Origin of the sequence: Phocaeicola coprocola DSM 17136, from assembly GCF_000154845.1 — a bacterium.
Classification (GTDB): Bacteria; Bacteroidota; Bacteroidia; order Bacteroidales; family Bacteroidaceae; genus Phocaeicola; species Phocaeicola coprocola.
On sequence record NZ_DS981512.1, the window covers coordinates 45,183 to 70,912 of the forward strand.

The window sequence follows — 25,730 nt, forward strand, 5'->3', positions numbered from 1 at the left end:
ACATGAAACTGTTTTTATTATGTATCAGTTTTCCCAAAACTGCCTATTAGTTTAGTCCGGCAAAAACTTTGGTTGTTTCGTTCATTGGTCTGGAAAGCCAAGAAGTAACTATCAAGCCTACTGTTAAGGTCGTACTTCGTTCAGATTCAGAACAATTGGATGAAGTTATGGTTGTTGCTTATGGAGGAGCTACCAAACGTTCTTTTACAGGTTCAGCTACTGAAATTGGTGGAGAGCAAATCTCGTTGAAGAATCCGACTGAACTATCTAAAGCATTGGCTGGAGAAGTTGCCGGAGTACAAGTGATGTCTACTTCTGGACAACCTGGAAGTAATGCTAGTATCCGTATTCGTGGTTTAGGTTCAGCATATTCTAGCCGTTCTCCGTTGTATGTTGTAGATGGTATTCCTTTTGAAGCTGATTTAAGTGGTATCGATCCAAGTGATATTGCTTCTATGACAGTTTTGAAAGATGCTACTGCTACTGCATTGTATGGATCTCGTGCTGCAAATGGTGTAGTCTTGATTACTACTAAAAAAGGTGAAGCAGGTAAAACACGTGTTGATGCTGAAGTTAAATATGGTGCAAACATGCGTTTGACTCCGCTTTATGATGTAATTGATAGTCCGGAAAGATTTACAGAGCTTACTTGGGAAAGTTTACGTGGTTATGCAGAAGTTGCTGGTGGGTATGATCGTGCTACAGCTGCAACATGGGCTTCACAACAGTTGTTCGGAGGACAAAATGGTATTGCTCCTATATATAATATGTGGAACGCAGATGGTGACAAGTTGATTGATCCTTCTACAGGACGTTTTTATAGTGGCATTACACGTAAATATACTCCGGAAAAATGGGAGGATTATTTGTTTAGAACAGGTCAGAAATTTGATGCTAGCCTTAAAATCTCAGGTGGTAACGAGAAAATGACCCATTATACAGCTTTTAGTTATCTGAAGGATGAAGGATATTATATTTCTTCGGATTACGAACGATTCAATGTTCGTAACAATATGAGTAATCAGATTGCCCCTTGGTTGAAAGCTACAACATCATTATCGTATGCATATATGATTACCAATAAGCCGGGACAGTCTGATAGTAATATGAACAATGGTTTCCAGTTTATAAACGGTATGCCTTCATTGTTCCCTGTTTTTGAACGTGATGAAAACGGAAATATTGTACAAGATACAAGCATTGGAGGAAATAAATACGATTATGGTATGAATGCCGGTTATAGCCGTCCGTTTGCTGCTGGTATTAATCCTGCTGGTGCATTGCTTTTGGATAAAGATGAAATCAAGACACACCAGTTTAATGGTAATGCTTCATTTGAGGCTCGTTTCTTGAAACACTTCAAAGCAACTGCTAATGTTGGTTTGCAGTATTATGGTCAGGCTGAAAACGAATTGACAAATCCATATTATGGTGATAGTGCTGGTAAAGGACAAATTGTGAAAACTCAGGTGAATTATTTGAACTTTACTGCTAACCAGATTTTATCATGGACTCAAAGTTTTGGAAGAAATAATTTTGAAGCTTTTGTTGCTCATGAATCAACAAATAGTACAACCAACGTATCATATGGTGCTAAATCAAAAATGGTTCGTCCGGATAATACAGAATGGAGTAATGCTGTTATAATGGATTATATGGAATCGTATACTTATGGTTATGCGATTGAAAGTTATTTTGGTCAGTTGCGTTATGACTGGGATAATAAATATTTTATTCACGGAACACTTCGTGCTGATGGTAGTTCACGTTTTGCTAAAGGTCATAAGTGGGGAACATTTGGATCTATTGGAACTGCATGGGCTATTACTAACGAAGAATTTATGAAAGATATCAAATGGTTGAAGAATTTGAAATATAAATTGAGCTGGGGTGTTCTTGGTAATCAGGATTTTATAACAAGTCCTGTTGTCGCTGGATACTATCCATATGAAGATTTGTATCAGATTAACAACTTGAACGATAATTATACTTTCAGCTTTGTTTATAAAGGTAATCCTGATTTAACTTGGGAAAGAAGTTCTACTATTAATACTGGTATTGAATTTGATATTGCTGGTATACTTGAAGGTGAAGTTGAATATTTCCATAAAAAGACAACTGATATGTTGTTTATGAAGCAGGTAGCTCCTTCTTTGGGATATGCTTCTTATCCTGTTAATGATGGAGAGCTGGTAAATCAGGGTGTAGAATTTTCTTTGACTGCACATCTTTTGAATAAGAAAGATTATAAATTCGATTTCCGTGTTAATGGTGGATATTATAAGAATGAAATGACTAAGATGCCTATTGATGAAACTACAGGTAAAGAGAAGGCTTTGGAATTAAGCACTTACTATGGATGGGCAAAAGGACATTCTTTGTATGATTTCTACATGCGTGAATATGCAGGTGTAGATCCTCAGACCGGATACGCTATGTATAATCAGTATTATAATGTATTGCCTGATGGTACTAAAGAGTTGATTACAGATATGGAAACTTATAAATCAACTAAAACCATCAATAAACTGGAAGTAGAGCAGACAAGCGACTGGAGTCAAGCTACTAAGAAATTTGTTGATAAATCAGCAATACCTGCTTTACAAGGTGGTTTTGGTTTTGATTTATATGCAAAAGGATTTACTTTGAATGCGACATTCTCATATAGCTTGGGAGGATATGGTTACGATTATAATTATCAGGAATTAATGCATAATGATGGGGCTGGAAAGCATAATTGGCATAAAGATATTGAAAACCGTTGGCAGCAGCCTGGTGATATTACAGATGTTCCTCGACTTACCAATAACTATGGTGGAGGGGATGACGGTACTAGTTATGCTAATGCAACTTCAACACGTTTCTTGACTAGCCGTTCTTATCTGAACCTGTCTAATCTTCGTTTGGGATATACTTTCCCACAAAGCATTACTTCTAAACTGCACCTGGGAGGTCTGAGCGTATATGTATCTGGAGACAACTTGTTCTTCCTTTCGGCTCGTAAAGGTTATGTGGCTAATGCTTCTTCAGGTAGTAGAGATACGGTCAACAATGATAATAATAATGACTCAGGAGAATCAGGCAGAAGCCAATACAGCCCATTGAGTACAATTATGGGAGGTATTAAAGTTCAGTTTTAACTAAAATAAAATCAGAAATTTATGAAATTAAATAAATACATTCCGGTTGCTGCTTTAAGTTTGATGCTTCTAAACAGTGGATGTTCAGATTCATTTTTGGAAAAAAGTCCTTCGGATTATATCACATCTGGTGATTTGGAAGAAGTGGCTAAATGGAATACCAATATATTGATGGGACAAGCATTAGGTACTTATTCTACAACATTTGCAATGTCTACAGGTGATGTAAAAGGTCATGATGACTTCGGACAGAAAGCTGTTGATATAGCAACAGACTTGATGAGTGGAGATATGGTCATTATGATGAAAGGATATGGCTGGTTTGAATATGCTGGTGATTTGACTTGTTCAACTCGTACAGCATCTCAGTTCTCTTATCAATTCTGGAGATATTATTATCGTCTTATCAAAGCTGCCAATGAAATTATTGATGCTGCTGGAGGTGATGAAGCGAAACCTACTGGAGAAAATGGTGTGTATTTTGCACAAGCCAAAGCTTTGAGAGCGCATTCTTATTTTAACTTGGTAAACTTATATGCCCGTCCTTATCAGGAAGATAAAACAGCTTTAGCAATACCTATTTATCGTACTCAATTAACTTCGGAAGCTGCAAAGAAATCAAGTGTAGAAGAAGTTTATAAACTGATTGTTAAAGATTTGACAGATGCTATTCCTATGCTTGAAGGATATGAACGTCCTTCAGGACAAAAGGACCAGATTAATCAGGCGGTAGCAAAAGGTATGCTGGCTTATGCTTATCTTATGATGGGTGAAAATGGAGAAGCGGCTCGATTGACTCAAGAGGTGATTGATTCGAAAGAGTTTACCTTGATGAATAGAACGGAAGTTATCAATTCAGGATTTAGTTCTGTTTCTATTCCTGGATGGATGTGGGCTATTGATCTGACAACAAGTAACTCTCCGGCTCTGCCTACATTCTGGGGACATATGGACTTGTTTACATATAGCTATGCGTATGCCGGCGGTGAAAAATTGATTGATACTAATTTGTATAATTCTATACCGGATACAGATGTTCGTAAAAAATGGTTTACTGAAACAGATGAAAAGGGAGAACAATATGAATTGACAAACTGGTGGAAATTCTATAACAGCAAGCGTATCTTAGGAAACAGAGAATGGTATGACGATGAAGTATATATGCGTGTCGCTGAAATGTATTTGATAAATGCAGAAGCTAATGCACGAGAGAATAATCTTTCTGATGCGAAAATTTCTTTGAAAGCTTTATTGGATGAGCGTGATACAGAAGCAGCCGCAAAAGTAGAACAGATGGGTAAAGAAGGGCTTTTGGATGAAATTTACTTTAACTGGCGTTTGGAATTATGGGCTGAAGGACGTGGATTGCTTACAATGAAGCGTTTCCAGAAGAGTATTACTCGTTGTGCAGAAGATGCTATGCTTCCTGGACAAACTTATGATTATAAAGATGAACGCTTGACATTTAAAATTCCAGAAAAAGAGATTATAAATAATCCGAATTTGGATGATTAAGTTAAAGCATAAGCACTGATATTTTAGAACCCCGTCATTGGCATTAAACTGTTGATGACGGGGTTTTATTGTTTCGGATGATTTTCATAAAATACATAGCATGATGTTTGGGGCTGTATGATAAATACTTATTGTATGAATGTTTCTTTAATTTTTTGTTTGATAAAATACTTGGTGCGTGCTTTTTCGCTATATTTGCCACAATTAGACATACAACTATACTGAATGAAAGAATTTGTTATATCAGATGCGCAGACTGAAAAGGCTGCATTGGTGGGTTTGATTACCCAGACACAGAACGAGCGTAAAACGAATGAATATTTGGATGAACTTGCTTTTCTTGCAGAAACGGCAGGAGCTGAGGTCGTAAAACGTTTTACTCAAAAAATGGATTATCCCAATACTGTGACATACGTAGGTAAAGGTAAGTTGCAGGAAATTAAAGAATATCTTCTTCAGAAAAAGGAGGAAGAAGGAGAAGAAGTGGGTATGGTTATCTTTGATGATGAACTTTCTGCCAAACAGATACGTAATATCGAAAAGGAGCTGAATGTAAAGATTCTGGACCGTACATCGCTTATTCTGGATATTTTTGCGATGCGTGCACAAACTGCCAATGCCAAGACACAGGTTGAATTGGCACAATATAAATACATGCTACCCCGTTTGCAACGTTTGTGGACTCACCTTGAGCGTCAGGGTGGTGGTTCCGGAGCCGGAGGTGGTAAGGGTTCTGTTGGTCTTCGTGGACCGGGTGAAACTCAGCTTGAAATGGACCGTCGTATTATTTTGAATCGTATGGCTTTACTAAAACAGCGTCTGGCTGAAATAGATACTCAGAAATCTACTCAGCGTAAAAATCGCGGACGCTTGATTCGTGTTGCTCTGGTTGGATATACGAATGTCGGAAAATCGACATTGATGAATTTATTGGCTAAAAGTGAAGTCTTTGCTGAAAATAAGCTGTTTGCTACTCTTGATACGACAGTACGTAAGGTGATTATTGAAAACTTGCCTTTCCTGCTTTCCGATACGGTAGGTTTTATTCGTAAACTTCCAACTGATTTGGTCGATTCGTTTAAATCTACACTGGATGAAGTGCGTGAAGCTGATTTATTGCTTCATGTGGTAGATATCTCTCATCCTGATTTTGAGGAGCAGATACAGGTGGTAGATAAAACAATTGCTGATTTAGGAGCAGGAGGAAAGCCTACCATGATTGTATTCAATAAGATAGATGCGTATACCTATGTAGAAAAGGCTGAAGATGATTTGACTCCGAAAACGAAGGAGAATATTACGCTGGAAGAGCTTATGCATACATGGATGGCTAAGATGAATGATAATTGTATCTTTATTTCGGCTCGAAATAAAACGAATATCGATGAACTGAAGGAAATTGTTTATAAGAAAGTAAGAGAGTTGCATGTGCAGAAGTATCCTTATAATGATTTCCTTTATCAAACTTATGATGAAGAATAATTATGATAAATTACCGTTCGCTGACTGATGAAGAAATAAACAGGCTGGAATCGCAGCTTTGTTCGGCTTCCGACTGGAAGGATGTACGGGTGGCTGAACGTTTCACTCCTGACTATGTACATCATGCTCGTTTTTCCGGGAAGGTGTGTCTGGGAGTATTTGAACACGAATTTACATTGCCGGGAGGTATCTGTAAGCATTCCGAATTATCGTATGTGACTCTGCATAATGTGACAGTGGGAGATAACTGTTGCATTGAAAATGTAAAGAATTACATTGCTAACTATGAGATTGGGGCATATACATTTATCGAGAATGTGGATATTATTCTGGTAGACCGGAAATCTCGTTTTGGAAATGGGGTAGAGGTGTCTGTCTTGAATGAAACAGGAGGTCGTGAGGTTATGATTCATGACCGTCTTTCTGCACATCAGGCATATATTATGGCACTTTACCGTCATCGTCCGCAGCTCATTGAGCGTATGAAAGCGTTGGTTGAGGCTTATGCAGACGAACATGCTTCGGATAGAGGAACGATAGGTTCGCACGTCACGATTGTCAATTCGGGATATATTAAAAATGTGCGTATCGGTGACCATTGTGAAATAGAGGGAGCTGGCAGACTGAAGAACGGTAGTATTAACAGTAATGCTGACGATCCGGTACATATCGGTTACGGAGTGGTATGTGATGATTTTATTATCTCCAGTGGTTCGCACATAGAGGATGGCACGATGATGACTCGCTGTTTTGTGGGACAGGCTTGTCATATGGGGCATAATTATTCGGCTTCGGATTCTTTGTTTTTCAGCAATTGTCAGGAGGAAAATGGAGAAGCATGTGCTATTTTTGCCGGACCGTTTACGGTGACTCATCATAAGTCAACTTTGCTGATTGCCGGGATGTTTTCATTTATGAATGCGGGTTCAGGATCTAACCAGAGTAATCATATGTATAAGCTGGGGCCGATTCATCAGGGAGCGTTGGAAAGAGGTGCTAAGACTACTTCGGATTCATATATCCTTTGGCCTGCACGTATCGGAGCCTTTTCACTTGTAATGGGACGTCATGTCAATCATCCTGATACATCGGATTTACCTTTCTCTTATTTGATAGAGGATAAAAATACGACTTATCTGGTTCCGGGGGTTAATCTTCGTAGCGTCGGCACAATTCGTGATGCACAGAAATGGCCGAAACGTGATTTGCGTAAAGATCCTTTCCGTCTGGATCAGATTAATTATAATTTGCTCAGTCCATACACAATTCAGAAGATGATGAAAGGACGGAGTATTCTGAAAGAGTTGGAAAGAGTATCGGGAGAAACTTCGGAAACATATTCTTATCAGAGCGCAAAGATTAAAAACTCGGCGTTGAATAAAGGTATCAAGTTTTATGAAACAGCTATTCATAAATTCCTGGGTAATTCGGTTATCAAGCGTCTGGAGGAAATACATTTTAAGAATGATGAGGAAGTACGACAGCGTTTATTGCCGGATACTTCGATCGGACAAGGTGAATGGGTTGACATTTCTGGCTTAATAGCTCCAAAAACAGAGATAGAGCGATTGATGAGCGATATAGAAACAGGTGTTTTGCACACTGTTGACCAGATACATGACCGTTTTGCAGAAATGCATGCCAATTATTATACCTATGAATGGACTTGGGCGTATGGAAAAATGCTGGAGTTCTACAGACTGGATGCCGAAACAATAACTGCAAAGGATATTATAAACATTGTGCATCAATGGCAACAGTCTGTGGTATGGCTGGATAAGATGGTATATGAAGATGCAAAGAAAGAATTTTCTTTGTCTTCGATGACTGGCTTTGGTGCTGATGGTAGTAAGGAAGAGCAAATGCTTGACTTTGAACAAGTGCGCGGTGTGTTCGAAAGTAATCCTTTTGTAACAGCCGTTTTGAAGCATATAGAAGTGAAGACTGAACTTGGAAATGAATTAGTTGCTCGTTTAAGCAATATATATAATTAAAAAGAATGTGATTTATGAAAGGCGTATGGCTATTTTTTGTTTTTAGTTGTATGTTTTTGTTTTTGCAGGCGGGAACTTATCGTAAAAGAGAAGTTAGCCGCCCGTGCTTTATTACGACAAATACGTCGAAAATAGAAATAAAGAAAATCATATTAACGGATGAGCAGACGCAGGTAGATGCTGTTTTGTATGGTGAGCCGGGAGAAGCTGCTGTTATCTCTTCGAAAACATGTCTGCGTACCACGCAGCAAGAATTTAGCTTGCGTGAAGCTGAAGGGGTGTCTATTGATGGAAAAACCGAGCCGGAGCTTATTTCGAAGTCGGGGAAGCATCATGTAACTCTTTCTTTTGCTCCGATTCCTGCAGGAGTGCATGCTGTTGATTTTGTAGAGAAAGAAGAAGGATGGATTATATGGGGGGTACAACTAAGTAAGGCAGAACCCTATGTATATATACCAAGTTTTTTGCAAACTAATCATCTGGAGCAAAGTCAGGATTTGCCTGCTCCCCAGTTAAAAGCAGGTAAGTCTATAATAAACGGTTATATATTAGGTTATGATCCTCAAATTGCATTGGATGTTGTTTTTCGTCATTCAGACTGGCTGTTTTATAATGATTGGGGAAAGACTGTAAAGGTACGTCAGGATGGTTCTTTTCATATTGAAACCGATTTACTGCTTGCCGGAGGGGCAAAACTTCAGATAAATAAGGCACAGTTGGATCTTTTCCTTTTACCAGGTAAAGAAATGACTGTGTATATTCATCTTCCCAGATTGAGTATGTCGGCTTCCCGTTTGTTGAAGGATGAGTATGACCGGAAGCAGAAAGCGTGGTTTGATGGAGCTGAATCCTTGTTGAATACGGAACTGGCTACCTGGGGATACCCTCTGGCTCTTAACGATGATCCTGATTTCTCAAGTAAGACGCTGGATTTATCTGATGAAGAATATAATAAACAGGTGCAGTCTGAGCTGGAAAGACTTGAATCGGATTTAGACCATGACCAACGAGCCGGTAAAGCGTATAAGGAATACGTATCTGCAAATATGCAGATAAATGCTCTTGTTCTGCAAGGTGCCCGTACTAAAATGCAGGGGATTGTAAACTCTCCTTATGATAAATATGGTTACGATTATGTGACATACTTACAGTATCGGGAACGTGATACGGGGGAAACGTTAGATTTGTGGGAAGATATAAAAAAGGCAAGAAATATTTATCAGAATGTTGTTAAAGAAGAACGTCTGAAATCGGCAGACAAAAAAATGCTGGCTTCGATAGAACATCCGGAAATAAGTGCATATGTAAGAGAAAAGATAAAGACCATGCAGGCTGTTGCCGAACGGGCAAAGGCTTCTGAAAAATATGTTATTGCAGAGTTGGATACATTAGTGTCGGGAGCTGATATATTGCCTGCTATCATATCTCAGCATCGGGGTAATGCTGTACTTGTTGATTTCTGGGCTACATGGTGCGGTCCTTGCCGGAAAAGCATGCCTGCGGTAAATGTACTAAAGCAGCGGATGTCATCGAAAGATGTAGTATATGTTTATGTTACAGGACCATCTTCTCCAAAAGAAGTCTGGAAGACTGCTATTGCGGAAATAAATGGTATACATTATCGTTTGACTCAGAAACAATGGGAATATCTTTGTAATTCGTATGGCATTACAGGAATTCCGGGATATCTGGTAATCAGTTACGATGGTAAGCTTCAGGATCGTTATGTAGGATTTCCTGGAGTTGACATTTTGCAGAGAGATTTGTTGAGAGCTATGGAGTAGGAGAGTTTCAGTAAATCTCTTACTGAATCATGAAAGTGAAATACGGCAGAGTTTTTGAATCATTCGGAACAAAGATTTTATCTTAATTAAGGAAAAATTTCGATAATACTTCGTACCTTTGTTGGCATAGTAACTAACAATTAATTTCTTATCATTATGGCAACACCAGAATTCAAGTATCAGCCGATGTTTGAACACGGAAAGGATACTACTGAATACTATTTGCTTACAAAAGACTATGTGTCTGTAAGCGAGTTCGAAGGAAAACCTATCCTGAAAATTGAAAAAGAAGGATTGACTGCAATGGCTAACGCTGCATTCCACGATGTTTCTTTCATGTTGCGTCGTTCTCACAACGAACAGGTAGCCAAAATATTGAATGATCCGGAAGCTAGCGAAAACGATAAATACGTTGCTTTGACTTTCTTGCGTAACGCTGAAGTTGCAGCAAAAGGAGTTTTACCTTTCTGTCAGGATACCGGTACTGCTATTATACATGGTGAAAAGGGTCAGCAAGTATGGACTGGATACTGTGATGAAGAAGCTTTGTCACTGGGTGTATATAAAACATATACAGAAAACAACTTGCGTTATTCTCAGAATGCTCCGTTGAGTATGTATGAAGAAGTAAACACACGTTGTAACTTGCCTGCACAGATCGACCTGGAAGCTACTGAAGGTATGGAATATAACTTCCTGTGTGTAACAAAAGGTGGTGGTTCTGCTAATAAAACTTATCTGTATCAGGAAACCAAAGCTATCTTGAATCCGGCTACATTGGTTCCGTTCCTGGTAGAAAAGATGAAGACTTTAGGTACAGCTGCTTGTCCTCCTTATCATATTGCATTTGTAATTGGTGGTACATCTGCTGAAAAGAACTTGCTGACTGTGAAATTGGCTTCTACTCGTTTCTATGACAACTTGCCTACTACAGGCAATGAATACGGACGTGCATTCCGCGATGTAGAACTTGAAAAGCAAGTATTGGAAGAAGCTCACCGTATTGGTTTGGGAGCACAGTTTGGTGGTAAATATTATGCTCACGATGTACGCATCATTCGTTTGCCTCGTCACGGTGCTTCTTGTCCGGTTGGCTTGGGTGTTTCTTGTTCTGCTGACCGTAATATCAGATGTAAGATTAATAAAGATGGTATCTGGATTGAAAAACTGGATTCAAATCCAGGTGAATTGATTCCTGAAGAATTGCGTCAGGCAGGTGAAGGTAATGCTGTGAAGATTGACCTTAACCGTCCGATGCCGGAAATTCTTGCAGAACTCGATAAATATCCTGTTGCCACTCGTCTGTCACTGAATGGTACTATTATTGTTGGTCGTGATATCGCTCATGCTAAACTGAAAGAATGTTTGGATCGTGGTGAAGATTTGCCTCAGTACATTAAAGACCATCCTATTTATTATGCTGGTCCTGCCAAGACTCCTGCAGGTATGGCTTGTGGTTCTATGGGACCGACAACTGCCGGACGTATGGACCCGTATGTTGACTTGTTCCAGAGTCATGGTGGTAGCATGATTATGTTGGCTAAAGGTAACCGTAGCCAGGCTGTAACCGATGCTTGTAAGAAGCATGGTGGTTTCTATCTGGGTTCTATCGGTGGTCCGGCTGCTATTCTTGCTCAGAATAATATTAAGAGCATCGAATGTGTAGAATATCCTGAACTGGGTATGGAAGCAATCTGGAAGATTGAAGTAGAAGACTTCCCTGCATTTATCCTGGTTGACAATAAGGGTAATGATTTCTTTAAACAGATCAAACCACGTTGTACTGGAAACTGTAAATAAGTAATTTATTTTCAACTATAAGAAAGGCATCATCCTCTTTCAAATCAGTAGAGGATGATGCCTTTTCTTTTTATATTCCTGGTCGGTTTATTATTGAAGATTAGCGACGACTTCGAATATTTCAGCTTTGCCTTCCAGAGTGACTTTGGTTACTTTATCGTTTGTCAGTTCAAGTTTGAAGAAAGGCGAAGAAATACTTGTTTCGGATACCAATTCTCCTTTTTTATCAAATTGTTTGACTTTGAGCGGAGCTGAAAGTTTATCCATCAATAATGTATAAGTTTTTGTTCCTTGAGGAACTTCGAAAGTTAATGCATTAGAAACCTTATAAAAAGTAGACAGATTTTGATCGAATGCATAAACAACTTGTTGTGGATTCTCTGACTCCAGTTTGAATCCTAGATTTTCAACATGAAGCGGGTTGACCTCGAAAGAGCGGACAGAAGCATAATTTTTGCGTTCAGATTCCAGTCTTTTCAGTCGTACGTAACGTGCTTTTACAGCATCTCCTTTCCAGTTGATGACATATTGCTTATTCAATTCTTTGATAAGGGGAGTCCATGTTTTGCCGTCAGCAGAACATTCCAAAATCGCATGGTCAAAGTAGTCTACATCGTCTACAGAATTTCGTCCTTGCAGGATTGATATTTCTGTCACGTCACGGATGTCTCTCAGGTCTACTCCAATCCAGTCACCTTCTTTTTGTCCGATACCTGACGTATAGTAAGTAGTAGTGTCATTATCAAGCATTAATTTAGTAAGGATTGTACCAGAGTTACCAAATGAACCAATGCCTTTATAATCTTTAGGTGTTGTACCCAGCAGTTTCTTTAAGAAGCCATGAGCCATATCGTCCATTGCATTTTCATAGAACGGTTGCAGTTTGAGTGTTCCGGATTTATGAGCTTCATAAGCTTTACGATCTTCTTTACTCATCAAGTTCTGCACATATTTGTTCCAGAAGCTACTGTCGTCGTTGCCTGAGCGATAAATTTGAGCCAGTTCAATAGCTTGTTTCCCTCTTGTTCCCAGCTTCCCGAATTCTGTCAGCCACGGACGGAGTTCTTGCAGCAGGGCTTTATTCTCACATCCCTGTTCCATTTCAGCCGGGACTTTTTCTATTTTTTCGAATTCTGTTTTAAGAGCCTGAGCCGTGGCATCATTCCATTCTGCAATCCGGAATGTCTTAGTTTCCCAAGATTCATCTCTGCGATATCCGTTTTCAGTGTCACTGGAGTGAATGGCAAATGTACGGTAAGCATCTTTGGCTTTTGGAGTCAACTCCTGCAATCCTCTTTCCCAACTGTCTATAGGATTATAGTTTGCGATATTCCATGTGTAGTCTGCAACTCCGTACAAAGCAAGCTTGGAAGCCTCACCGTGTTCCATTGGGTTGCTGACAACACCACAGACATTTTCTTTAGTCAGCGAAGTATCCAGACCGTATACGGGACCTTGTAGAATGAAGTTACGGATATAATCGGTTACCGGATAGTTCCACCAGTAATACGCCGGTCTTTTGATACGTGAGTTAATCCATTCCATTGTTTCCGGAGTCAGGTCACTGCATACCACATCTCCTGTCCAGAATACTTTTATATCTGGATTCAAACTATCTCCATAAATAGCCAGGCTCCCTTGCGGAGTAGGATTAGCCCAAAGCTTAGAGTAATCTGTCGGGCAGACTGTCAATGGAGATACATCACCTTTGGCTTTTACAAAGTCATCAGTCAGACGGTTTAGTAATTCTGTCTGTTTTAACGGATTGGTTCCTTCTCCTGAAATGTCATCGAAGAAAATTGCGAAATCTCTTACTCCCAGGTCGTACATCCAGTTAAACTTATTAACCAGATTCTGATAATCTTCTTCGTTCCATTTGATGTCTTGCCCCGGATGGATGGCCCATACAAAATCTACGCGATTCCGTTTACACGCCTGAACCAGTTCTTTGATATTCTGAGCTTCTTTTTCGGGATAAGGAAGTCTCCAGTTCGGACAACTATGAAATGGATCATCTTTAGGACCATATAAGTAAGTGTTCATTTTGAATTTTCCGTAGAAATCAATTAATGACATACGTACCTGATGTGACCATGGCGTGCCGTAAAAACCTTCTACTACACCACGGTTGGGTAGGTCTGGATAATCGTTGATATCCAAATAAGGTAATTGTTTTTCTGCAGCGATAGGGCTTTCTATAAGTTGGCGCAATGTTTGGATGCCATAAAAAGCTCCTCGTTCATCATATCCAACGATTGTAACTCCTTTTTTGTCAATACGCATGGTGTAAGCTCCAGAAATCTCCTTGACCCCTTGCTTAAGTGCTACCTTTTTTCCAAAATCGATAGTTAGTTTCACTCCTTTTTTTGTCAGAGTAAGAAATTTCAGATCTTCTGCAAATTTTTCTTGTTTATCTTTAAGAACCAATCCACCAGCAATATCCAACATATTGTTTCGATCTACTGTTAGTTTGTGGGGAGTCGGATTGATGATAATTCCCTGATGGTCTATCTTCTTTCCGGGAACGGGCAATACTTGTTGGATTTCCAGTCGTTGTGACGATAAATCAAACTCAGTTTCTTGTGCAAGGAGATTACTGCATGCCATTGCGCATATTACTCCTGTCATTAGTGATTTTTTATAGTATCTTTTTTCCATATAAAATAGGTTTTGCTTTACAAAGCTATTGATTTCCTTGTAAAAGAAAGTTGTTTTAGGGCAAAATGTTTGCTTGAACTTGAAAAATATACTTAATAAAAGATACTATTGTTTCATCTTTTATTTTAAGTTCGCCAATACCATTTGATACGAGTAAAAAACATAGTTATAAATACAGTTAAGCTTGTTAATATAATTCCGTGTAAAAATCCTAGCCAAGGAGATGAATAAAAATATTTTAATAAAGGAGTTATTCCTAAGATATTTAGTATTGGATATATCAAAAGATCTGTTGCTACATAGGCTATCATCGGATTTTGTCCAGACATGATTAAGAAACGTGTGGAACGAACACATTTGAAGTAATCACAAATAATATTGAAAATAATCAATGTCATAAAAGCTAATCCTGATGTAACAAAGAAATAGCTGAATGTTGCATAATCTTTTTTGATACCTTCTTGAAAAGGTTCAATAAAAAGCCCTAATAGCAGGAAGAAACTTCCTAGGTCGAACAGTTTGTACCAAAGTGTTCTAATATCAGTTTTAGGTTTACCTTTAAGTAATAAATATCCGGTTGTTAGTAAAATAATAGTAATAATCAGGTTTGCTTCAAGAAATCGATTATATAAACAATATAGATTTACTAATATGACAGATACCAGAATACTCAATAAAGCAACTCCTGTTCTGACTTTTGTCGGATAGATATTCTCATGGTTCTCTGAGAGCCATTTTTTTAGAATCTCTCCTGCAAAGCTTCCTGGGATAACAATGAACAGATATTCCAGATATTCAAACCGGTACAGCCAAGGTATAGGAGAAATATTCAGGTAATGTTCTACCCATGAGCTTTCGATATCTTTACTTATCATCAAAGCTCCTAATAAGATTAAAATACAGATTCTTAGCAAGCGATTATGTATAGTAAATATGTAAAGTAACGAGCCGAATATAGCCATATTGGCTAATATTAATATGATTATATTACTAAAATATAGGGAAAAGCTTCTTTCATTGGCATATTGTGTCGTTACCAACATAATAATGGCGATTAGATAGGCTGATAGTTTTATGATTTTATGTATTTTTTCAGGTAGTTGATATGGAATACGCATAAACATAGGAAATAAAACCATAAAGCAAGTTATTGCTAATAACCAGGAACGTAAGTCTTGTGGAGAACTTATTACGTAAGGATAAAAATGTTGGATAAAAATAGCAAAGAAGGTTAATTGTATTCCTCTTTTGATCGCATCATAGCATAGCATTAATTTGCTTCTTCCTTTTTCTGCATGTCTGCCGATGGAAAAAGGAAATGCAGCTCCCATAGCAAAAAGGAAAAATGGAAAAACTAAATCTACCCATGTGATACCAGGTATTTCCGGGTTAAAAATATGCTCAGGAGGAGGGGTTTGGGCGTGACTCATCCATCCTGGTAAAATGGAGGATATAATGGTAGCTGATAATACCATTGTGATGATAGCATATCCTCGTAAAGCGTCTAGTGCTAAAGCTCTTTGATTCATTGGTTGTGTGTTTAGATTTATGTTTTATAAATATTCTGCAAATAGAGGCGTAGTTCTCATCTCATCGAGATTGAATGACTGACGCCTCTATAAATGATGGTCACCTTTTTATGCGTTATCCCTCCATCATTAATCAACAAAAACCTTAATATAACTTATGAAATTTATTTCTGGTATTGTAAAAAGAAAGATGAAAAATCTTGTGCCGATTGTATATATTCATGTCCAAATCGGTCGGTTATTTTTACACTTATTTGAGCTTGTGGGTTTTGGGGTATAGCCTTGAATAGATGATTTGTTTTAACCGGAGCAATCCAGCTATATGTCTGTACAGCTTCTTGACACATCTTTTCAGCTAGTGGATCATAAGCTGTATACTGAGTCATTTCTCCCATGAGTTTTCCATCTTCCATCCATTCAACTTTCCATAGCTTATCCCAATTCCATACATTAGCGATTATTGCTTGTGGAAATTCTTTTGAGGCTCCAGGCAGATATACTCTGGCCTGATAGTTATCAGGTTTTCCGATGCATTTATATTTCCAGATAAGCTGATTGCCGTTGACTTGATAAATACCATATCCTCGTGGAGTACCATCTAGACAGATATCGGAGCACCACCAAGTACCACAGATTGCAGCTGTATTGTGTTCCATAAGTTTGTCATTATAACATATATTGAGATTGTAATGCATATGTCCTGAAATAATGTGCGTGGGATGATCCTTAATTAACTGGTGAAATGCTTCTGCATTGACAGTCTGGTCGGCTAGTGTATTATAGTCGAATTGGAACGGTTGTTGTTTTTCTGTAAGTCGGGTAGGTATATGCATGACAATTACAAGTGGAGTTCCTTCTTCTAAAAAAGAGAGATCTTTTTCCATCCATCGAAAAGTTTTTTCGTCGATGTAGCCGATATAATAAAATTCTCTTCCGATGTAAAAGTTATTATTTAAAATAATATAGTGTACTTTACCCTTGTTGAAGGAATAGCATGTAGGACCAAAAAAGCTTTCGAAGCTATGCTGTGAGGTTTCGAAAGAACGTCCGTTATAATCCATATCATGATTTCCTATGGCACGGTATACAGGGATGTTCAATGACTTGATTGCTTCAATATATGGTGGAAATAGTTGGGCATTATCGCCCGTAATATCTCCACAGTCAATACCGAAGATATCCGTATTACGATATGATGCAAGTTCTTCCTGATAATCATTTAGAAAAGTATGATATGTTTCTAAATTTTCAGGTCTGATAGCTTGAACATCGGCTTGGGCAAAGAATACATGATTTAAGTCATCATGAGGGTTCTTTTTAAGATGAAAATTATAGTTCTTATCTACAGAACGATCTATTGGCTTATAGAATAATGGAATCGTATTTTCTTTGATTTCTGTCAGGTATCCAGATGGTGTGGATATAAATACAAATCGACTTTCATTATCAATATTGAGGCTATAGTTACCTTGTTTATCTGTTTGTACGCAATTCTTTCCATCGGAAACAACAACACCAGAAATGCCTTTATTTTCGCAAAATACAGTACCTCTTATCTGATGCAGGTGCTGTGTCATTCCGGTTGTTAATCCAAAAACCGATAATAATATGCATAAAATATGTCTCATCAGATATTTTTTTATTAAGATTTACATTTTTGTCCAGTCCAAAACAGTTCTATTTCTTCAAGTGTCTTTCCAGCAGTTTCCGGCATCAGTTTCCATACGATTAGCATATAGGGAAGACACATGAATGCAAATAAGAAAAATGTTCCGCCAGGAGTAAGTGTTTCTAGCATCCAAGGAGTAAGCTGTCCTATTAAATAAGTTCCGATCCATAAGGATAATCCGGCTACAGACATTGCCAGTCCTCGTATTTTTGTTGGATACATTTCAGAAAGCAAAACGAATATAACAGCACTGATAGAACCTGCACAGAAAAATATGTATGCTAGGAAGAATAGTAATAAATATGTGTTAGATAAACCAACTTTCTCTCCTGCCAAGAAATAGATTCCAATGGCGATAAGAGATATAATCATACCTGAGACTCCATAATAAATGAGTTTTTTACGTCCTATTTTATCAATGATTAGCAAAGCCAAAACTCCTGTTACCATATTGACTGTGCCGATTAGAATTTGGTAGAATAGGGAATCTCCTCCTGATAATCCTGCATCTTCAAAGATAGAAGGTCCATAATAGAGTACGGCATTTACTCCCATAAATTGTCCAAGCATAGCTATACATACTCCGATGATAACTGCTTTTAATATGCCAGGTCGCCACAACATAGACCAGCTGGATTGATGTTCGTTTGCCAGAATAGCTTTGGTCTGTTCTATTTGTAATTGTGCTTCAGAAGTGGTAAGATAAATATTTTGAAGTACTTTCTGGGCTTGATTTTCTCTTTGTACGACAATAAGCCAACGTGGGCTTTCGGGAATAAAGAATATTGTTATCAGAAAGATAATAGCTGGTACTGATTCCATCCCGAGCATACTTCTCCATACTTCTGATATAAATATTTTATTAATCCATTCTATATTTGATTCGAATCCGCTTTGTGAGAAACTCAATAAATAAAAATTAGCAATGTATGCTCCTAAAAAGCCTACGGTTACAGCTACTTGATAAAGTGACACTAGCCTACCTCGATACTGTGCTGCTGCAACTTCGGATATGTATAGAGGGGAAACAATTGAAACTACTCCAATAGCAATACCTCCTAAAATACGGGCAGCTATTAAGTGATTGAAATCAGATGAAGCTGCACACCAGATACCTGATATAGAGAATAAAAGAGCAGCGATAATCATTACCCATTTTCGTCCTAAACGGTCGCTTAACATTCCTGCAAACATTACACCACATATAGAACCAATTAAAGCACATCCTACATACCAACCTTGTTGTAATGCATCGAGTTGGAATTGATCGGTAACCTGACTGATAGTTCCAGAAATGACAGCAGTATCATAACCGAAAAGTAATCCTCCTATGGCTGCAACAAAGGAAAGAAAAATCATATATCCCAGATTGAATTTAGTTGATTCCATTATAATTTCTCCTTATTATTTAATGTCAAAATATTCTTTATACCTGTCGTAAAGATGTCCTGCTTGCAGATAAGCAGACTGAGGACTCATGAAATGCGAAAATTCAAAAGTAATAGCTTTATCATATCCGGCTCTTTTAGCTGCTTCTAGCTTCATTCGTAGTTTATCGAACTTGATTGGAAGGAAGCGGATAGGCATATCACGATCAAATGATTCTGCATTTGTCCAGCATTTCATGCCGTATTTATCTGCTAGCTTTTTGTTGACACTGAAAAAAGCGTCAAGTTCATCGTAGTCGATGTGCCCATCTTGGAAAGCACAAGCATCTACTACATTGTGTATAGCATCGAATATTTCATTCCATTCACGTTCGTGTTCTTGTACGGATACAGCATCTTCTTTTGTTAGATTACCTGTTCCCATAACGGCTTTTTTACCGTCAATCCAAGGTGAAATAAACGTAGGAAGTCCTCCTGATACATCTTTACATTGTTTCCCCAATGCTTGAAAGGCACCAATAGCTCCTTTAGTTTTTCGACTGATTTCTCCGCTTATATACCATCCTCCAAAACTTTTATATTTGGTACCGTATTGTTCCCATACTTCATCGATAACATACTTATTATCTTCTATTTCCCATGTAAGGTCACCTGTATCCCAGTATTTTCCCGAATCATATAGCCCGAAGTAGAATTTCATTTTATATTTTTCAGCTAATTGCAAAAATAAATCTACTAGGTCCATTGATGGCATGTAACATCCTTTATTTAATAGATATTTTGATGGATAAGTAATAAATTTACGATAACCAGAACGGATAAGGATTACAGTATCGATTCCAATGTTTTTCATATATTGAAAATCACGATCCCATTCTTTTACTCCCCAATTCTGATGTGGTATGTCATGTGATATTTCATCCAAAAAAGTCCCAGTGATGCGTAAGCCATTGTTTTTGGGAATAATTAACGGATTGTTATCATTTTCTTTTTTCATATTGCTTTCATTGGCCAATGAGGCAATAGCGGGCATTTCATTTTCTGAGTGCAGGAAGGAGGGAGCTGCAAAAGCTGCGGCACCTGTCAGTAATGTCTTTTTTATAAAATCTCTACGGTTCGTCATATTGCTTAAATTTTAATTTTTTCTGTTTTATATTTTGATATAAATATTCTTTCTGTATAATGTGTATCCTATTATTCCGATAACAACAGCTATAGATAATGCCATGAGTAGCGATGAAAAACAATTATCTCCAAAGTAATGAGCTAATACATGCTGATAATACCATGTATGAAGTGTGTTTCCTCCAATTGAAATATGTATCAGAGCGATGAATAATAGTTCGCCTGCTGTATAGCAGAATAATGGATTGACGCCATATACAGTAAAAAGTTTGAATCATTACTGTCCCGTAAAAGTGGATAAATAGTTCTTTGAAATAACTGAAATATAGCTTATTATACTCTATTTGTAAAGCGCGACGATTTGAAATTGTACCTTTGAAACCAAATCAAATGGCTTCAAATGAATCAAGACAAATATGTTTTCGCTCAATTGGTAGAGTTTTTGAACAACAATAAATTCAGAAGAATCGTGGACAAATACGATGGAAATCGTTACGTCAAACATTTCACTTGCTGGAACCAGCTTCTTGCTATGATGTTCGGACAGCTAAGCAATCGTGAGAGCCTACGCGACCTGATTGTTGCATTGGAAGCACATCAAGCCAAGTGTTATCATTTGGGATTGGGTCGTGAACCCTTGGCCAAAACCACACTTGCATCAGCTAACCAAAATAGGGATTACAGAATCTTTGAAGATTTTGCATTCTTCATGATGAAAGAAGCCAGTGATAAACGAGCTACTCATATTCTGGATATCGAAGGAAAGAAGTACGCTTTTGATTCAACCACCATTCCGTTATGTTTGGCAACATTTCCTTGGGCTAAATTTCGAAGTAAAAAAGGTGGAGTCAAGGCACATGTCCTTTATGACATTGAGGCTCAGGTTCCGGCTTTTTTTACAGTAACCACAGCTTCAAAACATGACTCAACAGCAATGTCTGCAATTCATTATGAACCAAATGCATACTATATTTTTGATAGAGCGTATGATTCGTTTAAGGAACTATATCGGATTCATCTTACTGGCTCTTTCTTTGTCGTAAGAGCCAAGTCGAATCTTAAATTTAAGTTCTGCAAATGGAAACGCAGACTACCAAAGAATATACTATCTGATGCTGAAGTGAAATTATCAGGATATACCTCTGAAAAGAAGTATCCGGAATCATTCAGGATTATCAGGTTCTATGATGAAGAAGATGATCGTGAATTTACCTTCCTGACAAATGCCAAACATATATCTGCACTTGATGTAGCTAATCTCTATAAAAAGAGATGGCTTGTAGAACTGTTCTTCAAATGGTTGAAGCAGCACCTTAAAATCAAAAGGTTCTGGGGCACCACAGAAAACGCAGTCCGTATTCAGATAAGTGTGGCTATTATCACTTATTGTTTGGTAGCTATTATCCAACATGATTTGCACTTAAGCCGTTCGACCTATGAGGTCCTACAGATTTTGAGCATTTCATTAACGGATAAAACACCTTTACAAGAGTTGTTCAATAAGACTAATTTCAATGATGTCAAAGAGCAATTAAATCCCCTTTTCCCGGGGTTGTTTGATTAATATTTAATTCGTCCCGATTTTAACGGGACACTAATGAGTTTGAATCCTTTTTGATATTTTCGGATATCAATTATCCAAATAAGTAAAGATAATAGTAGAATGCCGGCACCACAAGTCATAAATACATAAGTGGGCGACCAAATTTTCTTGTTTATCGGACAGCCATAGCTGAATAGATATCCGGCGAACAAGAGTACAGTACCTATCAGAAAAAGTTTCTCTAATTTACTGTGTATATTTTCTTTTTCAATGCAAATTTTGCCAATACAGTATCCGATGAGTGTATGTGATATGGATGGTATCGTGCTTAATATTCCTTCAGGGTCAATACCATGATCGTTGTAAAGATGTGAAGCTCCTAAAATATATTGGTCAATAACAGCGATTATATTTTGTGGTCCATAGACAAATCCATTGCCAGTCACTAATATAATTTGATATATGAGGAGTAATACAGTGATTAAAGCAGGAATATATTTTTCGTGAATATTTGTACATATGATAACTGTAAAAAAGTAACAAAGAGCTAGGCGCTGCAATACTCCTGGTATTCTTAATTCTTGAAAGCTGCACATACCCTTAGCACACCAGTTGATGAATAATCCGACGAGAAATAATAAGATGGTACGTTTAATTACTTTCTTTATTAATGGCAATACTTCGGTAAATTTTTACCGAAAAATTAAAAGTTAAACAATAAAACCGGCAAAAGTCGGTTCGGAAACACTAAAGAGGTCATTGAAATGTTGTCTAAAACGAATGGTTAAGCATGAAGAAATGTGCTGAAAAAAATGTGCTAACCTGCTGATAATAAAGGTGAAAAAGTATTGCATAATTCGCTGGTTTTTTAGTAAATTAGAAGTCTCTCAACTCTTCTGATTATGACTAAAGAAACACTCCTTATGCAATACCAATCCGAGTGCCTGTCGGCTCTCAAATCAGTAGCGAATATACAAAAACCTTTTGAAAAAACGTTCATGGACACCATGAAATTATTCATGGCCATCCCGGATCGTATAAACTTCCTCCAATTGGGCAGATATGGCTGTTTCTCAGAACAGACTTATCGTAACCTTTTTGAGCATGAAACTTTCGACTGGTTTGCGTTCAACGGATCTATCATCAGCAAGCATCTCACAGGCAAAAGAAAAGCCATTGCCATCGACCCTTCCATATTCCCAAATCAGGCAAGAAGACACCTTGGATAGGTTACTTCTGGTCCGGTTGTGCAGGAGAGTACAAGCGTGGACTGGAAATCATGGGCATCGGTGTCATTGACATCGACAACCATGAATGCATGACTTTAGGTTCCATTCAGACGCCGGATTGTAAGACCTTGGATAATATGGACAAGAACCTTGTTGACTGGTACAGCTGCTATCTTATCAGCAGAAAAGACAAGCTGCAAAGCATATCCAAAACGGTGGTTGCAGACGCATTCTTTTCCAAGGAAACTTTCGTAACGCCTATGTGTGAGAACAGTTTCCATGTTATCAGCCGCTTTAGGAATGATGTTGTCCTGTACTATCCGACATTGGAAAAGAAAACAGGAAAACGTGGTCATCCCAAGTGGTTTGACGGCAGGATTGACTTTGCCAATCTGGATTTGACCCGGTGCAAGGAATACGAGGTGAACAAAGGAAAGCTATACGGATTGAGGGTTTATGCTAAAGCTTTCAAAAGGTATGTTTCCTTAGCCGTCTGGTATCCGATGGACGGAAGAACAGACAAGTGGCAACTTTATTTCTCTACAGACGATTCCATGGATGGACGCGAGGTGCTGGATTATTACAGAACCAGGTTCCAGTTGGAATTTTGCTTTAGAGATGGCAAGCAGCATGCAGGAATCACCAACTGCCAGTCAACCGACTTCAGGAAGTTGGATTTTCACTTCAATGCATCGCTCGCAGCTGTCAACTTGGCCAAAGCGGCATGTAAGAGGCTCGGAATAGCCTATTCCATATCCTCTTGCAAGTCATTCATACACAATGCTTATATGCTTGAACGATTTATTTGCGTGTTCGGGATTAACCCAGACATGCAAGTTATTGACAAACTTTTCAAAGAACTCATTTTATTTACTGCCAGAGCCGCTTAGGCTTGGCGAATTTTTAACGAACTATTATTAATGGTAAACTAAATGAAAAATTAAATTTTTTGAGTGATATATAAGTTGAGATACCCATTATGAACATGAAAAAAGGAAACACCAAATCTGTCGGTGTTAGTCCGTTCCATACAGCATGCGTCAATGGCGTGTAGACATGTTTCCATGAGCCAGGATTGTTGACGATAATCATACCTGCAATTGTAATTCCTCTTAAAACATCCAAGGAGATAAGGCGCTGTGCTTTTTCCATAATGATAAGGTTTTATATCAGTTTGAAGATACAGATTATCAACATCTTTGATAATCTGTATCTTTATAAGGCACTTATTTATTGCTGAACTTCTTGCTGACGATTTGTATCCCACCAAACGTGTACAGTAGAGCCGTCTCCTTGATTTTGATTAAGGGAGGAGCTTGTTGCATTTTCACTGTTCTCACGTCGTTCATCGTCGGTATATCTTAATTTTCTGATGAATTCATGATTGGCAGGATTAATGTTAGCATCTTCACTATGCAGAACAGGTGAAAGTTTCGGATATCCTGTTCTACGGCATTCTGCCCATGCCTCTATGCCATTAGGATAAAGGGCTAGCCATTTTTGTGTTCCGATTTTTTCTAATTTCTGTTCTTTTGTATCGTTGTCGTTCCATGCAACTTTACCTGTTGTCATATAAGTTTCGTCGTTGGTTGATGGAGACAGTGAAGCGTCACTTAAGAATGAACGCTCATCTGCTAAAGAAGCTTTAATGCCTTCTTTGTAATTTTCTCCAGCATCTCCAGCGCCGTTCCAACCAAGTAGAGCTGCTTCAGCCTTTAACAAACAAACTTCACCGTAAGTCATGATTTTTAGAGGAAGAGTAACTGTTATATTTAATACATCTTCCGAAGGAGTTGTTTGAGAATTCCAGTCGGGATATGCTTGTAATCCAAGGCAAACAGAATGTCTTCTTACTCCGTTTTCCGGCAATCCGATTTCTGTTGCATTCATTCCGTTTGACATGCCGGCAAATTGTTCTCCAGTATAAGTATTGTCTCCATTTCTTAAAGCTGCAACGTAATCTTGTGTTTGTCCAAACCAGAGAGGCATACGTGGATCAGTGACTGTACTTTCATTTTTTAAAATATTTTCCATAGTTTTACTCATACAGAATCCGTTCCATAAGCTCATCATGTATAAAGGATGTCCCCATCCCCAATCTCCGGTAGCAGAGGCTGTCATATAGGCATTGTCATCATTGCTGGTCATTACTCCGCTTGCCAAGGCTGCTTCACCTTCTGATTTTGCACGTGCCGGATCGATATATGAAATTCTCAGTGCATAGCGTAATCTTAATGAATTACCAAAACGGATCCATTTTTGAATATCGCCTCCAAAGACTAGATCATTGTCTGAAGTACAGGTTGTTTGTCCTTCTCTGTTTTCTTTTAATATGTTTACAGCCTCTGTTAATTCTTTAAAAATATCTTGATAGATAGATTCCTGAGAGTCATATTTGTTTTTTGTCTCTCCTAATCCAGCTTCTGAGTACGGAATATCTCCAAATGTATCTGTCATGCCAGCTGTGTTATAGGCTTGTGTTATACGAATCATCTGGCATATATTTGTTTCTTCTGGATTATTCTCAGCTGTTTGCTTTGCTACTTTCATGTGTTTTAGAGTTTTGTAATATGGTTGCCAAAACCCTTCATTGGACCATGAATCGTTGTAACCGTATCGGTCGGATGCAAAGCCGGCGTCTGCATTTGCAAAATATTGACAATACATTTGTGCATATAAGTTGTCTGCTCTTTGGTAGGGTGTACAATCAAGGTGAGCACCTACTTCCTGTACATAAGGCAAGATATATTTTAAACTTGCTTCTGTAACAGCTCCGGGATTGGTATTCATGGATTCGAACTTATCAGTACAGCTGCTGAATAGTTCCATACCAACCAAAAATATACTGGATAAAATCAAAGATTGTTTCATAGC

The 25,730-nt window shown here is 38.1% G+C and carries 13 protein-coding genes and 2 pseudogenes; 8 read left to right on the top strand and 7 right to left on the bottom strand.

Going from position 1 to position 25,730, the window contains the following annotated elements; translation table 11 throughout:
- Positions 1 to 68 precede the first annotated feature (68 nt).
- From BACCOP_RS18510 to BACCOP_RS18535, 6 genes are all read left to right on the top strand, one after another.
- Positions 69 to 3,140, top strand: a complete 3,072-nt coding sequence (locus tag BACCOP_RS18510) for a SusC/RagA family TonB-linked outer membrane protein (protein WP_007571836.1) — start codon at positions 69 to 71, stop codon at positions 3,138 to 3,140.
- A gap of 21 nt (positions 3,141 to 3,161) precedes the next feature.
- Positions 3,162 to 4,655 (top strand): RagB/SusD family nutrient uptake outer membrane protein, encoded by a 1,494-nt coding sequence (locus BACCOP_RS18515; RefSeq protein WP_007571838.1) that lies wholly within the window; start codon positions 3,162 to 3,164, stop codon positions 4,653 to 4,655.
- Between the two features lie 225 nt (positions 4,656 to 4,880).
- On the top strand, positions 4,881 to 6,137 hold the full coding sequence (gene hflX / locus BACCOP_RS18520) for a GTPase HflX (RefSeq protein ID WP_007571840.1): 1,257 nt from the start codon (positions 4,881 to 4,883) through the stop codon (positions 6,135 to 6,137).
- 2 nt (positions 6,138 to 6,139) lie between these two features.
- On the top strand, positions 6,140 to 8,131 hold the full coding sequence (locus BACCOP_RS18525) for a DUF4954 family protein (RefSeq protein ID WP_007571842.1): 1,992 nt from the start codon (positions 6,140 to 6,142) through the stop codon (positions 8,129 to 8,131).
- A gap of 14 nt (positions 8,132 to 8,145) precedes the next feature.
- Positions 8,146 to 9,915, top strand: a complete 1,770-nt coding sequence (locus tag BACCOP_RS18530) for a TlpA family protein disulfide reductase (RefSeq protein ID WP_007571844.1) — start codon at positions 8,146 to 8,148, stop codon at positions 9,913 to 9,915.
- Between the two features lie 156 nt (positions 9,916 to 10,071).
- The gene (locus BACCOP_RS18535; RefSeq protein WP_007571846.1) at positions 10,072 to 11,715 is read left to right on the top strand and encodes a fumarate hydratase; all 1,644 of its coding nucleotides are present in this window, start codon (positions 10,072 to 10,074) and stop codon (positions 11,713 to 11,715) included.
- A gap of 90 nt (positions 11,716 to 11,805) precedes the next feature.
- On the opposite strand, the gene BACCOP_RS18540 is transcribed toward BACCOP_RS18535, so the two are convergent.
- The 5 genes from BACCOP_RS18540 to BACCOP_RS18560 all read right to left on the bottom strand — a co-directional run bounded on the left by BACCOP_RS18540 (position 11,806) and on the right by BACCOP_RS18560 (position 20,082).
- On the bottom strand, positions 11,806 to 14,373 hold the full coding sequence (locus BACCOP_RS18540; protein WP_007571849.1) for a beta-N-acetylglucosaminidase domain-containing protein: 2,568 nt from the start codon (positions 14,371 to 14,373) through the stop codon (positions 11,806 to 11,808).
- A gap of 125 nt (positions 14,374 to 14,498) precedes the next feature.
- Positions 14,499 to 15,902, bottom strand: coding sequence for a DUF5009 domain-containing protein (locus BACCOP_RS18545; RefSeq protein ID WP_007571851.1), 1,404 nt, complete (start codon positions 15,900 to 15,902; stop codon positions 14,499 to 14,501).
- A gap of 164 nt (positions 15,903 to 16,066) precedes the next feature.
- Entirely contained in the window at positions 16,067 to 17,530 is a 1,464-nt protein-coding gene (locus BACCOP_RS18550; RefSeq protein WP_227994669.1) for a calcineurin-like phosphoesterase C-terminal domain-containing protein, read from the bottom strand.
- Between the two features lie 14 nt (positions 17,531 to 17,544).
- Entirely contained in the window at positions 17,545 to 18,960 is a 1,416-nt protein-coding gene (locus tag BACCOP_RS18555) for a sugar porter family MFS transporter (RefSeq protein WP_007571854.1), read from the bottom strand.
- Between the two features lie 15 nt (positions 18,961 to 18,975).
- Positions 18,976 to 20,082, bottom strand: coding sequence for a DUF4434 domain-containing protein (locus tag BACCOP_RS18560; RefSeq protein ID WP_007571857.1), 1,107 nt, complete (start codon positions 20,080 to 20,082; stop codon positions 18,976 to 18,978).
- A 402-nt stretch (positions 20,083 to 20,484) separates the two neighbouring features.
- Here BACCOP_RS18560 and BACCOP_RS18565 point away from each other — a divergent pair, with 402 nt between their 5' ends.
- Positions 20,485 to 21,648, top strand: a complete 1,164-nt coding sequence (locus BACCOP_RS18565) for an IS4 family transposase (protein ID WP_007564783.1) — start codon at positions 20,485 to 20,487, stop codon at positions 21,646 to 21,648.
- Positions 21,649 to 22,529: 881 nt separating this feature from the next.
- Positions 22,530 to 23,746 (top strand): annotated as a pseudogene (locus BACCOP_RS18575) (transposase).
- Positions 23,747 to 23,783: 37 nt separating this feature from the next.
- Here the strand turns inward: BACCOP_RS18575 and BACCOP_RS18580 are convergent.
- Positions 23,784 to 24,008 (bottom strand): annotated as a pseudogene (locus BACCOP_RS18580) (heparan-alpha-glucosaminide N-acetyltransferase domain-containing protein); the annotation flags it as partial.
- Positions 24,009 to 24,086: 78 nt separating this feature from the next.
- The gene (locus tag BACCOP_RS18585) at positions 24,087 to 25,727 is read right to left on the bottom strand and encodes a SusD/RagB family nutrient-binding outer membrane lipoprotein (RefSeq protein WP_040312258.1); all 1,641 of its coding nucleotides are present in this window, start codon (positions 25,725 to 25,727) and stop codon (positions 24,087 to 24,089) included.
- Positions 25,728 to 25,730 lie beyond the last annotated feature (3 nt).